Source organism: Pseudoalteromonas sp. S3260, from assembly GCF_005886925.1.
Lineage (GTDB): Bacteria > Pseudomonadota > Gammaproteobacteria > Enterobacterales > Alteromonadaceae > Pseudoalteromonas > Pseudoalteromonas tetraodonis.
Genome location: NZ_PNCV01000015.1, coordinates 58,811 through 74,221, shown reverse-complemented (window position 1 = coordinate 74,221; position 15,411 = coordinate 58,811). Strand labels below are relative to the sequence as shown.

General features: G+C 41.1%; 11 protein-coding genes and 2 pseudogenes. 2 read left to right on the top strand and 11 right to left on the bottom strand.

Annotation, left to right across the window (positions count from 1 at the left end; genetic code table 11):
- Positions 1 to 107: 107 nt before the first annotated feature.
- The 11 genes and pseudogenes from CWC14_RS03480 to ndk form a co-directional block, all read right to left on the bottom strand.
- On the bottom strand, positions 108 to 1,418 hold the full coding sequence (locus tag CWC14_RS03480; RefSeq protein WP_138561315.1) for a DASH family cryptochrome: 1,311 nt from the start codon (positions 1,416 to 1,418) through the stop codon (positions 108 to 110).
- Positions 1,419 to 1,549: 131 nt separating this feature from the next.
- The gene (locus CWC14_RS03475) at positions 1,550 to 3,277 is read right to left on the bottom strand and encodes a DUF885 domain-containing protein (protein ID WP_138561313.1); all 1,728 of its coding nucleotides are present in this window, start codon (positions 3,275 to 3,277) and stop codon (positions 1,550 to 1,552) included.
- Positions 3,278 to 3,467: 190 nt separating this feature from the next.
- Positions 3,468 to 4,937, bottom strand: a complete 1,470-nt coding sequence (der, locus tag CWC14_RS03470; protein ID WP_069439096.1) for a ribosome biogenesis GTPase Der — start codon at positions 4,935 to 4,937, stop codon at positions 3,468 to 3,470.
- A 93-nt stretch (positions 4,938 to 5,030) separates the two neighbouring features.
- Positions 5,031 to 6,209 (bottom strand): outer membrane protein assembly factor BamB, encoded by a 1,179-nt coding sequence (gene bamB, locus CWC14_RS03465; protein WP_138561311.1) that lies wholly within the window; start codon positions 6,207 to 6,209, stop codon positions 5,031 to 5,033.
- A 10-nt stretch (positions 6,210 to 6,219) separates the two neighbouring features.
- Positions 6,220 to 6,840, bottom strand: coding sequence for a YfgM family protein (locus tag CWC14_RS03460; RefSeq protein ID WP_138561309.1), 621 nt, complete (start codon positions 6,838 to 6,840; stop codon positions 6,220 to 6,222).
- Positions 6,841 to 6,884: 44 nt separating this feature from the next.
- The gene (gene hisS, locus CWC14_RS03455) at positions 6,885 to 8,165 is read right to left on the bottom strand and encodes a histidine--tRNA ligase (protein ID WP_138561307.1); all 1,281 of its coding nucleotides are present in this window, start codon (positions 8,163 to 8,165) and stop codon (positions 6,885 to 6,887) included.
- Between the two features lie 187 nt (positions 8,166 to 8,352).
- Positions 8,353 to 9,471: a flavodoxin-dependent (E)-4-hydroxy-3-methylbut-2-enyl-diphosphate synthase gene (gene ispG / locus CWC14_RS03450; RefSeq protein ID WP_008111348.1), complete on the bottom strand. Its 1,119-nt coding sequence runs from the start codon at positions 9,469 to 9,471 to the stop codon at positions 8,353 to 8,355.
- Positions 9,472 to 9,476: 5 nt separating this feature from the next.
- Positions 9,477 to 10,346, bottom strand: coding sequence for a RodZ domain-containing protein (locus CWC14_RS03445; RefSeq protein WP_138561305.1), 870 nt, complete (start codon positions 10,344 to 10,346; stop codon positions 9,477 to 9,479).
- Between the two features lie 372 nt (positions 10,347 to 10,718).
- Positions 10,719 to 11,618 (bottom strand): annotated as a pseudogene (pilW, locus tag CWC14_RS03440) (type IV pilus biogenesis/stability protein PilW); the annotation flags it as partial.
- Positions 11,619 to 11,732: 114 nt separating this feature from the next.
- Positions 11,733 to 12,863 (bottom strand): dual-specificity RNA methyltransferase RlmN, encoded by a 1,131-nt coding sequence (gene rlmN, locus CWC14_RS03435; RefSeq protein ID WP_010389431.1) that lies wholly within the window; start codon positions 12,861 to 12,863, stop codon positions 11,733 to 11,735.
- A 183-nt stretch (positions 12,864 to 13,046) separates the two neighbouring features.
- Positions 13,047 to 13,478 carry a nucleoside-diphosphate kinase gene (gene ndk / locus CWC14_RS03430; RefSeq protein WP_008111339.1) on the bottom strand — a complete coding sequence of 144 codons (432 nt, stop codon included), beginning with the start codon at positions 13,476 to 13,478 and terminating at the stop codon, positions 13,047 to 13,049.
- A gap of 270 nt (positions 13,479 to 13,748) precedes the next feature.
- Here ndk and CWC14_RS20030 point away from each other — a divergent pair.
- A pseudogene (locus CWC14_RS20030) lies at positions 13,749 to 14,522 on the top strand (PAS domain S-box protein); the annotation flags it as partial.
- Between the two features lie 12 nt (positions 14,523 to 14,534).
- Entirely contained in the window at positions 14,535 to 15,074 is a 540-nt protein-coding gene (locus CWC14_RS20025; protein ID WP_502705418.1) for a methyl-accepting chemotaxis protein, read from the top strand.
- The last annotated feature ends 337 nt before the right edge of the window (positions 15,075 to 15,411 follow it).

Sequence of the window (15,411 nt, the reverse complement as noted above, 5' to 3'; positions counted from 1 at the left end):
CACTTGGCGCTATTGGGTAGAAAAGCCCAGCGGCACACTTGCCCAAGACTTAACCTTGGGCTTGTAACGAGAGTCAGCTAGCCAGTATTATGTTCGAGGTTTTCTTATTACACAGGCCAGTCGGCGGCGTCTAAGTCATCTAATTGTGCATCGCAATGCTCATTTCCTTGCCACTTGGCAATGTATACACCGTGTGGGTCGTATTGCTGGGTTTGTTTTGCCAAGTTAAAGTGTCGCCCACCGCGCGGATCGACCCCAACCCCAGCAATATATTGCCAGTTGCCCCAATTAGCGGCTACATCGTAATCAATAAGTTGTTGTTCAAAGTAAGCAGCGCCATAGCGCCAGTCTAGTTGTAGTTCGTTGACTAAACAGCTGGCTGCAATTTGTCGTGAACGGTTAGTGATAAAGCCCGTTGCGTTAAGCTCTTTCATAATAGCGTTAACTAGCGGAAATGGGGTACTGCCTTGGCACCATTTTGCAAAACGGTTCGGGCTAAAAGTGGTAAGTGGCGAGCTTTGTTTTTTACCTTTAAAAGTAAATAACTGATGCTTCACATTAATTGCATGCCACTTAAAATACTCACGCCAGAGCAATTCAAACTTGATCCAGTATGTTGATTCATTTTCCCCATGCTGCGCTTCATAGGCATCTACTGCACAAAAAATTTGCTTGGCACTAATACAACCAAAAGCCAGCCAGCTACTAAATTTAGTCGAGTTATCAAAGCCATCCAGCTCATTACGGGTGATTTTATAGCTGCTTGGTAAAGCTGATGAAAAGTACTGTAGACAATGCGCAAGGCCGGCTTTGTGTCCACCTTGGAGTAAAGGGTTTCCTGTTGGCGGCTCTGATATAGGCTGTTTAGCACATAAAATAATAGGCGGTGGAAGTCTTTTTGCTGAGAACGGCACTGCGGATAAACTGATACCAGTGGCTTCGATTTTTTTTCTAAAAGGGGTAAAGCCGGTTGGTAAATCAGCAAGTTCAAAGGGCAGTTGTTGCTGTTGATATAAGGTATCTTGCATCACAGATTTAAATACCACAGTAGCGTATTTCGATTTAAGCGCGGTAATTTGGCGTTGCTCATAAACGCCTATTTGCTCGCTATAAACAACTTCATCAATGCCAAGCTCATTAATACGCTGTGTTAATACCCTTACAGGATCGCCTTCTAAAATATGCAAGGTTTGGCCAAGCCCTAAAACAGACTCCTGTAGCTCGTATAGGCTTTGCATTAGAAAGCGTTGTTTATGTACACCATAGGGTTTTTGTTGATAGTTATTGCTTTTAAACCAAGCAGGATTGATCACAAATACGATATCAAGTTCACATTGTTGTTGTGATAAATCATTGAGTATGGGGTTGTCATCAATGCGCAAATCATTTTGCAGCCAATACAGAATACGTTTTTTCATACTTAAGCTCTGGTTTTTAAAATCATTAACTTTACGAAGCAAAAGCGGGTAGGGATTAGTTTTGAGGTGTTTAATAGGGCTTTAAAAAGAGGCGGTAACAATACCGCCTCTCAATTTGTTCTAGCTTTATTTTAAATAGCTGATTTTTGCTGTGCTATCCAGTCATTAATTACATCTTCAAGTACCGCCATAGGGAGTGAACCTTGACCAATAACGGTATCGTGGAAGCTGCGTATATCAAATTGTGCGCCTAGCTGTTTTTCGGCTTTGGCACGTAGTTCGCGTATTTTAATTTCGCCCATTTTGTATGAAAGCGCTTGGCCTGGCCAAGAAATATAGCGGTCTATTTGATCTTCCACTGCGCTTTGTGGCAAAGCGGTATGATCAGCCAAATAATCAATCGCCTTTTGGCGGCTCCAGCCAAAGGCATGAATACCGGTATCAACCACTAAGCGCACTGCGCGCCACATTTCGTAGCCTAAACGGCCAAAGTCACTGTATGGGCTTTGGTAAAAGCCCGCTTCTTTACCTAAACGCTCTGTATAAAGTGCCCAGCCTTCGCCAAATGCTGAGTGACTCAGTGTGCGTCTAAATTCAGGAACGTCTAACTCCATCGCAATGGCGTTTTGTAAATGATGCCCAGGTATGGCTTCGTGTAGGCTAAGTGCTTCTAAATTATATAAAGGCTGCAGTTTTGGAGTTGAGGCTAAAAAGTAAGTCCCCGGTGAACGATTATCTGGCGGTGGCATATAAAATGCGCCACGACTCGCTGAGCCTTTAATAGTAAAAGTATTGCGCGGTAAGTGGCCAAAGTAAGTAGGGAGTTTGCCATACATTTTTTGGGTTATAAAGGCGGTTTTTTCGAGCAAGTCTTGGGGATCGGTTGCGTAAAATTGCTCATCGGTTGCCAAAAATTCTAAAAACTCGCTATAGCTGCCATCAAAGCCAACTTTATCAATAATACTTTGCATTTGCGCTTTGATGCGTGCCACTTCTTTAAGGCCAAGCTCATGGATTTGCTTGGGGGTCGCATTTGTTGTGGTGTAATAATTTACTGTATATTTGTAATAATCAAGGCCCCCTTTGATGCTTGCAATACCGGGCTGCGCTCTACAATGTGGCATATATTCGTTTTCAAAAAAGTCATAAAATTGCTCGTAAGCAGGCACGACTTTTGAGGCAATTAACGCTTTAGCTTTATTTTGGTAAGTTTCTTTTTGCGCTGCGCTAAATGTATTAGGGATGCGAGTAAATGGCTCATATAAGGCGCTATTCTCAGGTTGTTTAACTATATGGGCGCTAATACTTTGGCCATAATTTTTAAACGTTTCGCAGTAGTGGGTAAAACCAGTTTGAATGCCTTGCTTCATTAAATTAATGTTTTGCTGATTAAAGCGCGGGTAATCACCAAGGCTCACTAAAAAGGCATCGTAATCCTCGGCGGTTAAAAAGGCCATGTTAGCCGGCGCTTCTGCAAAGTAAGTATGCCAGCCACTTAAAAAATTAACCGGAAAGTATTTATCTTGGTAAAGGTAGCTTTGCTGCTCGGTTTCTCGCTCATATTTAAACAAGCGGTAGTTCATTAACTGCTCGCTATTGAGCGTTTTAGGATCAATGCTGGCTAAGTTTTTTAGTACGCTGTTGTTGTAAGCTTGGCGCTTCGCAATGGCTTGCTCGCTCCAATCGGGTAGGGTACCGTTGGGCTTCCAACCATCAGGATCGGTTCTAAAAAATATTTTCTCAGCTTTGGCGTTTTGCCAGTGGTTATCAATAATGGTTTTTAAATCGCTGTTACTGTCGGCTAAGCTTGGCAGCGAGGTGGCTGCTAAGGCAATAGTTAAAATTGTTTTTTTTAGCATGTTGAATTTCACTTTTTAAAATTTTAATTATTATTTATGCGCGCTGATTTTATGATAATAACAAGTTCACTTAATTAATGCGTTGTTTTATAACATTAAGGCGTGTGTTTAATTGCTCTCCTTACTTACTTTATTTTAGATAAAAAAATAGCGTACTTTTATTGTACGCTATTTAATTTTGACCTAGCACCTAGCTTTTATTGCGGTTTTCTTTACTAAACGCGCGAATTTTACGTTTTTGCGACAAGGTTACTTTATTAGTACGCCCTGCAAATGGGTTATCGCCTTCTCTAAATTCAATTTTGATTGGCGTACCCATAATTTTTAGTGCTTTACGGTAGTAGTTCATTAGGTAGCGTTTGTAGCTATCAGGTAAATCATGAACTTGGTTACCATGAATGACGATACGCGGCGGGTTATAACCTCCAGCATGCGCATATTTAAGCTTAACACGACGACCGCGAACAAGTGGCGGCTGGTGATCCGCTTGTGCCATGTCCATAATACGACGCAACATAGCAGTACTAATTCGCTTAGTTGCCGACTCATACGCTTCGTCAACTGATTCAAATAAATGACCAACACCGGTACCATGCAGAGCAGAGATAAAGTGTAGGCGGGCAAAATCAATGAAGCCTAAGCGACGATCAAGCTCAGTTTTAATACGATCTTTAACGTAGTTATCTAGGCCATCCCACTTATTCACGGCAATAACCAATGAGCGTCCTGAGTTAAGCGCAAAACCTAACAGGCTTAAGTCTTGATCAGAAATGCCATCGCGAGCATCAATCACTAGTAGCACAACGTTACAATCTTCAATTGCTTGTAGTGTTTTAATGACTGAGAACTTCTCAACCACGTCACTTACTTTTTTACGTTTACGCACACCAGCGGTATCGATAAGAATATATTCTTTGTCGTTACGGGTCATCGGAATGTAAATTGAGTCGCGGGTTGTACCTGGCATGTCGTATACAATAACACGGTCTTCACCTAGTATGCGGTTAGTAAGGGTTGACTTACCTACATTTGGACGACCAATAATTGCCAGCTTTACCGGTTTATCGGCAAATGCTTGGTGATCGGTGTCATCTTCTTCACCTTCTTGATATAAGTCGATAAGTTCTTCATCGTCATCGGCTACATCTTCATCAAGAGCGGCAAGCTCAGCAATAACAGGCTGAAGAGTTTGCTCAAGCAGTAAAGTAATACCACGGCCATGTGCGGCAGCGATATGATGAACTTCACCAAGTGAAAGTTGATAAAATTCAGCACAGTTTGAGTCGGCATCAATGCCGTCTGTTTTATTGGCAACAACAAAACATTTTTTCTCTTGCTTACGTAAGTGGTTAGCAATAGCTTGGTCAGCCACTGTCATACCTACGCGAGCATCAACTAAAAATAAAACAATATCCGCTTCTTCAATGGCTAGTAATGACTGATCAGCCATTTCGGTTTCGATACCTTCTTCTGAGCCATCAATACCGCCCGTATCTACCACGATAAATTCAAAGCCATCGTAATTTGCTTGGCCATATTTTCTATCACGCGTTAAGCCAGGAAAGTCGGCAACGAGTGCATCACGAGTACGTGTTAAACGGTTAAATAATGTGGATTTGCCCACATTGGGTCGCCCTACAAGAGCGATCACGGGAAGCATAAACTACCTCTTTAAAAAACAACAAAAGGCTTCGCAGTGCGAAGCCTTACAAAAAATAATTAACTATTAGTGCCTTACACTAATAGTAGACAGTTAGTTCGGTATTTTTACCGCGCTAACTTCACCATCGCGGGTGTATAAAATCAATTTATCGTCAGCGACAACGGGCTCAACAAAAAAACCTGAGCTGTCAAAGTCTTCACGAGATACTAGCTCGCCAGTGTCTTTATTTAACCAATGCAAATTGCCTTCTTGGTCACCTAACGCTAAATAATTACCGGCAACCGCTGGGCCTGTTAAGTACCAGCCACGAAGAGCGGGTTGGCTCCAACGTTCAATGCCTGAATCTTTATCAAGTGCATAAACAACGCCGTTACTATCAACAACGTAAATTGTTTGCAAATCCATGGCAATTTCACGGTAGCTGCTGTATTCACGTTTCCATACAACATTACCAGAACGAATATCAACTGCTGATAAGTTCCCATTGTATGCAATCGCATAAGCAAACGGGCCACTAATAAGTGGTTGTGTATCAACATCAACTAAACGCTCAAACTCTGATGCGCCTTTTGCTACTGCAATTTCTGCGCTCCACGCTGAGTAGCCGCTCTCAGAAATTAAAACACTGAGCTTACCTGTTTCAAGGCCAACCAACACACCACCATTAGCGACGGTTGGTGAACTTTGACCGCGTAAGGTAAGTGCTGGCACTTCTTGCTCAAAGCTCCAGCGCTCTTCACCCGTATCAGGATGCAGGGCCAGTAACTTACCTGATGCTAAATTAACAAACACTAAACCATCGCCTGCAGCAGGTTTAGACAGTGATTCGCCTGGCACTTTTTTACGCCAAACTTCTTTACCAGTCTCACGATCAAGTGCAATTACATAACCATGTTCAGAGCCTAAATAGATTTTACCATAAGCTTGTAATATTCCGCCTGATAATTTTGCACTATCGTTATCGCTCCAAGGCCAAAACGATAAATCTTGGCGAACGTCGGTTTCCCATTGGGTATCGCCATTGGCAAGTGATAAGGCTTCTACTTGGCCTTCACGGCTAGCAACATACACTGTCTCTTTATAAACAGCAGGTGATAAGCGTGAAAAGTAATGCTCTACACCACTACCAATTGATTCTTGCCATACCACATCAGTTTCAAATTGATTGGCTATTTCTGGAAGCACCAGTTCTTCTTCATCATCACTTGATGAACAGCCAATAAGTGTTGCCATACATAGGGCAAGCGTTGCTGTTGTTATTTTTCTCATGCCTAAAACCTTATGCCGCTGGGCTAGTTACTGCTAGGTCATCTAACTTAATTTGTAAAAGAGGATTGCTCGTTACTCCACCTGCATCAACAGCAGCTTGGTAAGCTACGCGTGCTTGCTCTTTATTGCCTTGTTGAGTGTAAATATCACCTTTTAATTCAGCCACATTTGCGTTAAATGCCTCTGGCAACGGCGAATTTAACGTGGTTAATGCATCATCGTATTGTTGTTGAGCAATTTGCACACGCGCTAAACGCGTAGTGGCAATGGCTTTTAACTGCGCGTTATCGACATTTGATACAATCCAGCTTAGCTTTTCATTCGCTACATCTAATTTTTGTGCATCTACCGCTTCTTTTGCAGCAACAAATGCCGCTAGAGTTGCGTACTGAGTGTCTTTGTTTTCACTGATAAATGCATCAGCAGACGCTAATACGCTGTCGCTTTCAACAAGCTTAGTGTATGCATCAGATGCTTGCTCTGCAGTCGTTATTTGATTTTGGTTGTATGCTTTCCAGCCATATAAACCACCTAAACCAACAATAACGCCTAACGCTAGTGAAAGGCCGTTTTCACGAAAAAAGCGTTTAATTGCTTCTGCTTGTTGTTCTTCTGTTGAATAAATTTCCATGCTTACCTCTGTTAAAGCGCTTCACTACTTACGCTTTATATAATTTAGCTATTAATTAGTTCTGCAAGTAACGTTTTAGCTTGTTCTAGTTCTAGTGTGACTTGTTCTTTACGTTCACGTAAGTATTTAATAGTCACAACGCTTTGCTCTAATTCATCTTCACCGATAATAATTGCGACGAGCGCATCGCTTTTATCAGCACGTTTAAGTTGTTTTTTAAAGTTACCACCGCCAGCGTGCACCATTACGCGTAATCCAGGTACATCACGACGTAAGGTAGATGCAATTATAGGCGCTTGAATACTGGCTTTGTCGCCCATAGCTGCTAAATATACATCAGCACTACGGCGTATGTCACCTACACATTCAAGTGCTTGAAGCAGTAAAACCAAGCGCTCTAAACCCATCGCGAAACCTACCGCAGGGGTTGATTTACCGCCTAATTGTTCTACTAAACCATCATAACGACCACCAGCACATACAGTACCTTGTGCACCTAAGCTGTCGGTTACCCATTCAAATACAGTGCGGTTGTAATAATCTAAGCCACGTACCAGCTTTTCATTAACCGCGTATTTGACGCCTGCGGCATCTAATCGTTCACATAAATTTTCAAAATGTTCTTTTGATTCAGCATCTAAATGTTCAGATAACTTTGGTGCATCGACTAAGATTGCCTGAATATCTGGATTTTTAGTATCCAAAACGCGCAGTGGGTTAGAGTACATACGACGTTTTGAATCTTCATCTAGTACATCGGTATGTTGTTCTAAAAAGGCGATTAAGGCATCGCGGTACTGTGCGCGAGCTTCGTTTGAACCTAATGAATTAAGTTCTAAACGCACATGGTCAGTAATGCCAAATGCTTCCCAAAGTTGCGCCGTGAGTAAAATAACTTCGGCGTCAATATCGGCGCTGGCAATACCAAAAGTTTCTAAACCAAATTGGTGAAATTGACGGTAACGACCTTTTTGTGGGCGTTCATGGCGAAACATAGGGCCCATGTACCAAAGGCGTTGTTCTTGATTGTATAACAGGCCATTTTCGTTGCCTGCACGTACACACACCGCGGTACCCTCAGGGCGCAGAGTTAAATTATCACCGTTACGATCGGCAAAGGTGTACATTTCTTTTTCTACAATATCGGTTACTTCACCAATAGAGCGTTTAAATAGGTCGGTTGATTCTACAATTGGAAAACGAATTTCTTGATAACCAAACGATGATACGGTCTCGCGTAAAATGTGCTCTACTTTCTGCCAAACTTGCGTATCGCCTGGCAGGCAATCGTTCATACCGCGAACTGCCTGAATTTGTTTTGCCACTGATAAATCCTAAATCTGTTTATGTGCAACCCTGGGTTGCAACCACGTAAAACTAAAAAATCGACCCTGCATTATAACCTTAACTATAAGGTAATTGCGAGCGTAGCGGAGCGTACGTAATTTATACTACGTTGTGAATACCGCGACTAAAAAAGGTCATTTAAATACATAGTGTTGTAACAACACATCACTCTACGATTTTTATGTCGATTGGAGTTTGTTGTTGCTTCTGTTCAATGAAATCGCGTACATAGCCTTCAAGTTGATCAACAATATTATTGTTATCAATACGGGCTTTTTGGCGTTCGCCATTAATGTATAAACCTGAGCGACGGTTTGCGCCGGCAAGACCAATATCACTCACTAATGCTTCGCCTGGTCCGTTAACCACACAGCCAATGACTGACACTGAAACTGGCTCAATAATATCTTCTAAACGCTCTTCAAGCTGATTCATGGTGCTTACTACATCAAACTCTTGGCGCGAACAGCTAGGGCAAGCAATAAAATTAATGCCGCGAGAACGAATACGCAATGATTTTAATATATCAAAGCCTACTTTTATTTCTTGAACTGGATCCGCTGCTAATGATACACGCAGCGTGTCACCAATACCTTCAGCCAATAACATCCCTAAACCAACGGCCGATTTAACTGAACCAGAGCGCATGCCGCCTGCTTCGGTAATACCTAAATGCAGTGGCTGATCGATTTCTTTTGCAAGTAGACGATACGCGCCAACCGCTAAAAATACGTCTGATGCTTTCACCGAAATTTTAAATTGGTCAAAGTCTAAGCGACGTAATATATCTACATGACGCATAGCAGATTCAAGTAGAGCTTCAGGTGTTGGCTCGCCGTATTTTTCTTGTAGGTCGCGCTCAAGTGAGCCACCATTTACGCCAATACGAATCGGAATGTTATGCTCACGGGCTGAGTCGACAACAGCTCTAATACGTTCTTCACTGCCAATGTTTCCTGGGTTAATACGTAAACAATCAACACCATACTTTGCTACTTTTAATGCAATGCGGTAGTCAAAGTGAATATCAGCAACCAGCGGTATCGATACCTGCTCTTTAATACTTTTAAATGCTTCAGCTGCATCCATGGTCGGTACAGATACACGTACTATGTCAGCACCGGCATCTTGAATCGCTTGAATTTGAGCTACAGTGGCATCAATGTCCATGGTGTCTGTGTTGGTCATTGACTGCACGGCAATTGGTGCACCATCACCAATTGGAACATTACCCACATTAATGCGGGTGGATTTTCTGCGTTTTATAGGAGATTCTGAAAACATAGCGACTACTCTGCTAAGGGTAATTTAAATTTAGCTAAACGGTTTTTAGGAAAAGCCGAAATATCAACTGGCTCACCATTTAGGGTAATACGAACAACATCGTGCTTGCCTAATACCACTGAAAAAGGCGCTACACCAGTCAAGGTCATTTCGTAGCCTGCTTTTTTTACACCAAATGCAATTTTCTCATCGTTGGCATCGTGGATTTCAACCCAACTTTCGTCATTAAACATCATAATAATAGTGCTTAAATCACTGCTTGTTGGTTCACTTTGGCTTTGTGCATCGTTTAGGGGAGCAGCCTGAATTGTTTGTTGTTCATTGAATACGCTTGAGTTTGCTTGTGGTGCAGGCTCAATCTCATTTGATTGTGCTTCATCGGCAGCTTCTGCTAACAGTTTTGTGCTTTTTTGTTGCTCCGAGATGAGCGAGTTATTTGCATTAATAGTGTCAGTTTGTTCATCAATAGGCATTGCATTTTGCCACCACCATACAGCAGATGAGCCAATAACAATGGCTAAAATTAAATAACTTACCGTCATTAGTCGGCTGTCATGCGCTTCTTTTTCTGTACGTCTTGAAAAGCTTTGCATATCTACAGGCTTATCTGAAGCACTATAGGCTGGCAGCATAGTTAAAATAGCAGTGCTATCAATGTTTAGCGTGCGACAATAATTTTTTATGTAGCCTTTAACAAATGTTTTTGCGCCTAGTAAATGATACTCGTCGTTTTCAATATGCTCAACTTGCGATTCAGTCAACTTTAATAATGAGGCAATCTTAGCAATGCTAATGTTTGCATTTTCTCTATGTGTTTTTAGTATTTGACCTACAGAGGGTTCATCGTTCTGCGGTTGTGTATTATCTTCATTCATAATGTGTATCAGTTTGGATCCACTAGTAAAAGTTTATGTTTTGGCTTAACAACTAGAGTAAGACTTCGTTTTTATTTTTTGGTATTCGTTAATTCTTGTTGCTAAGGCGCACTATAAAAAGGGACTACATGAAATATCTTAAAAACTATACCGTGTTTAGATAAAATTTATGTGTTTTTAAGTCCTTTAATACACCTTATTCGTAGTAGTCTAGCATTGTATCACACTGAAATGCTAAATTGCTTTACCCTAAAACAGGCTTTTACACATCATCCTCAAGGCTATATTTTGGTTTACAGCTAAAAGGTGTGTAATTATCTAGCGTATTTTTTTTGTTTGCTCACCTGACGCTTCGCTATTTGAAGCCGGTACTGGGCTTTTTTTACGAATAACCTTTATTTTCGGCTCAGCAATAATTTGATTGTTATTATTGCTTTCTTGTAATTCATCCAACTGTGCTTGGCGATATTTTTCACGTAGTACTTCAAATTCTGTTCGTCTTAACTGGTTATCGCGAATAGCGTTAGCTTGCATACTACTAGGGTAGGTTTGTAATAAGGTCGTCGCAATTTTTTCTGCTTCTTCAATTCTGCCCATTCGTTGTTTAACCAAATAGCCAAGCAATAAAGCGCGAGAAGAAACTTGCGCGGTATCGTCATAACGTTTTATTAAGTTGCTGGCTTTGTACAAGTCGCTTTTTGCGTAATATAAAGCGGCTAAGCTTATTAATGTAGATGCGCGTTGTGAACTATGGTTTAGTGCTTGCTGAAAATAGCTTTCGGCGTTGGTGAAATCGTTAAACTCAATGGCACATAGAGCCAAATTTTCATAGCTTTGTGCTACACGAATATAACTGGGTATTTCAATCGCTTTTAAAAACTGATCGGTGGCGCGGTCATACTCATTAATACTGCACAAAAACGTGCCGTAGTTGTTTAAGGTGTTAGGGTCATTTGGCTTAATGGCCAACGCTTTTTGATAGGCTTTGTCGGCTAATCCGTTCTCGCCAACTTGTTGGTAATAGTATGCTAAAGAGTAGTGTACTTCGGGTAAGTTTGGGGCGTACTCGCTGGCACGTTCTAAGTTATATTTCGCTTGAGAGTTATTGCCTGTATTTAAATACTGTAATGCCAATGCTATGCGCGTGCGAGCTGCACCATCGTTATTAATTTTATTCTCGAGGACCGGTTTATCGCTGCCGTTGTAACTATTCTCGGTAACACAACCGCTTAAAAACAGTGTTGATAGTGCTAACGTAAGTAAAGATCGCATTACTTTGTCTCTTTATTTATATCCATAACCTCTATCTTACCTCAAAGCCTTTGTGTTGCATCATTTATTTAAAAATAAACGATATATCACAAAGGCTTTTGATTACTCAAAAAATTAGGCTTGATGAATATTCACTGCAATTGCATTGTCATCACGCATTTTCTTTTTCGCCATACGCTTCGTACGATCTACAACATCGCCAGCTAACTGGCCGCAGGCAGCGTCAATGTCGTCCCCGCGAGTACGACGAACAATACAGGTAATACCCGCAGCTTGTAATACTTTAGAGAAGCGATCAATTCGACTGTTGCTTGAACGAGTATATTCATTACCTGGGAATGGATTAAATGGAATAAGGTTAACCTTCGAGGGCGTTCCCTTTAACGTTTTAACCAGTTCATGAGCTTGATCGGTACTATCGTTAACACCGTTAAGCATTACATATTCAATAGTCACATCTTTATTGGCTTTTGAACCGTCAATGTAACGACGACACGCAGCTAAAAACTCTTCGATTGGGTACTTTTTGTTTATTGGTACCAAAATATCACGCAGTGCGTTATCAGGGGCGTGAAGTGAAATAGCCAGCGCTACGTCGATTTTTTCTTTTAATAAATCAAGGGCAGGTACTACACCCGAAGTACTTAATGTAACGCGGCGCTTAGATAAACCAAAGCCCCAGTCGTCCATCATTAATTCCATCGCCGGTACCACGTTTTTAACGTTAAGTAACGGCTCGCCCATACCCATCATCACGACGTTAGTGACAGGGCGCTTTTCACTGTTTCCATCAAGGCCAATATCTTTGGCTACACGCCATACTTGGCCAATAATTTCAGACACTTTTAAGTTACGGTTAAAGCCTTGTTGTGCCGTTGAGCAAAAAGTACATTCTAGTGCACAGCCCACTTGAGAAGATACACACAAGGTGGCGCGATCTTTTTCTGGGATCCAAACTGCTTCAACTTCTTGACCGCCTTCTAACACGAGTGCGTATTTGATGGTACCGTCGCTGGCTTGTTGGCGAACTGATATTTCTGGTGCAACAATTTCGCATTCATTTTTAAGCTTTTCTTTTAGCTTTTTGTTTACGTTACTCATTTCGTCGAAATTATCTACGCCAAAATGATAAATCCATTTCATCACCTGATCGCCACGGAATGGCTTTTCACCGAATGATACAAATAGCTCTCGCATTGCATCTCGGTTTAAATCTAATAAGTTAATCTTTTTTTGCTCGGTCATGTAACAACCTCAATCGGTGGCGGTGATGGTAAAAATTTACAAGGACGAATTGTACACAATTCATCCACTATAATCATTAAGTAAAACATCAAAAAGAAATGGCTAATACTTTACTTAATGACTAAAAAAGGGCTCGAAAGCCCTTTTCATACTTTGCATCACAGGGTTAGCTGTGAACTCGAATTAACGAGTACGTGGGCAAAGCTCTTCGTCAGCGAAGAAGTACGCGATTTCGCGAGCAGCAGATTCAACAGCGTCAGAACCGTGAACCGCATTTTCGTCGATGCTATCAGCGTAGTCTGCACGTAAAGTGCCAGCTAGTGCTTCAGCAGGGTTAGTAGCACCCATTATTTCACGGTTTTTAAGAACAGCGTTTTCGCCTTCAAGAACAGTAACCATTACTGGGCCAGAAGTCATGAAAGATACTAAAGCGCCAAAGAAAGGACGTTCGCTGTGTTCAGCGTAGAAACCTTCAGCTTTCTCTTGTGAAAGGTGAACCATTTTAGCTGCAACGATTTTAAGACCCGCAGTTTCGAAACGGTTGTAGATTGCGCCGATGTGGTTTTTAGCAACTGCATCAGGTTTTACGATTGAAAAAGTACGCTCTAAAGCCATCTTTGTGCTCCAATAATTTAAATAAAAGGTTGAATATTAACGGGCGCGAATTATACGCGTTTTAGTCGAAAAAACCTAATTTATTCTACGTTGACGAATATTTTAATTTAACAACCTATACTTACTGAACTAAAAAAGTGGCTATAACGTTAATATGAGTTTATAAATCAGTGCTGCATCTGATTTGTATTATTTTTAGTCATAGCGATTGTCAATGCGTCTATCGACTCCAAATGCATGAAGAATACATGCAAACTTTAAGGTAAAAGTATGTTTTTCAACCAATCTTTAAAAGCTCAAGTTGCTGATTTACAAAGTAAGCTTTCTGTGAGGGAGCAGGTTAAGCAAAGTTTAGACAGTGAAATGCTGGTATTAGAGCTTGATAAACAAGGCGCTATTTTAAGACAAAATAAAAACTTTGAGCGGGAGTTTAACTACTCGAATAATAAAATAATTAATAAAAACATTTTAGATTTCATTTCAGAAAATGCGAGAAATAACGCTGATTTTCATGCCTTTAAAAAAGCGTTAAGTAAAGCCGAACATTTTGCTGGCGCTATTCAAGTATCTCACGAAAACGGACAACGAGATTGGTTACGCTGTATTTTACACCCGATAAAAAATGAGCAAGGTCAGCTTGAGTATTTAACCCTGCATTGCACTGTGCTTACACAAATAATTGAAAGCTCGAGAGAAAACGAAGATTTAATCAAAGCATTGCATCGTTCAACAGCGGTTATTGAGTTTGATACTCAGGGTATAGTTCTACGTGTTAATGACAACTTTTTAAAAAGTATGAGTTATTCAAGACAAGACGTGGTGGGCAAGCATCATGTTATGTTTTGTGACGAACAAGAAGCGAGTAGTAAAGAGTATCAAGGCTTCTGGCAACGGTTGCGCAATGGCGAGTTTATTGCGAGCAGATTTAAACGTATTGATAAGCACGGTCATGAGGTGTGGTTAGAAGCATCATATAATCCGATTTTTAATGAAGCCAATGAGCTCTACAAAGTAGTAAAGTTTGCTACGGTGATCACTGATCAAGTAGAAAGAGAAATGGCTACAGAGCAAGCGGCAAATATTGCGCATGGCACCTCTATCGAAACTGACAATAACGCGGATAAAGGCGCGGAGGTGGTACAAAAAACTGTACAGGTTATGAACGAACTGTCGGTGCAAATGGAGCAAGCTGCTCAAGAAATTTCAGCATTAGATAAACAATCGCAACTTATTGCGAGCATAGTGCAGAGTATTAGCAGCATTGCTGATCAAACTAATTTATTGGCGCTTAATGCGGCTATTGAGGCCGCGCGTGCTGGTGAGCAAGGCCGTGGGTTTGCCGTAGTCGCCGATGAAGTACGTTTACTCGCTTCAAGAACCAGTAAAGCTACCGAAAAGATTGTGGATGTTGTACAGCAAAACCAAAATTTAACCCAATCAACGGTGGCTGTAATAGAGCAAGGCAAACACAAAGCTCAGCAAGGATTAGATCTTTCTAATGAGTCGGGCCATGTGATGAATGATATTAAAAAAGGCGCGCAACAAGTTGTTGATGCCGTTAGTCAATTCTCGAACCAATTAAGCAGTATAAAATAACTTAAATCTGCTGCTCTTCATTTATTAGCGCAGAAGGAAATTTTGATGATCTTGATCAAGGTTTCTCTTTTGCCCCCTCATTATACTTGCGCGGTTTATTTTCCTTAATACCAATTCGCTTAATTAAGTGGTCTATTTTGAGGCTGGAAAAACGTGTTGATAGCTAGGCAAAAAAATTGCTATTTAGTTGTTCTCGGCAATTGCTCCTGCATTGCTCTACCTTCTGCATCCATGCAGTCGTAAATGAGATTTTTTTAACGCAGGTAGCGACATGTTTAGCCCCGTAAAATGATTAAGTATTATTGCGGGTTGGTATAATTATTCATGCAACCGGCTT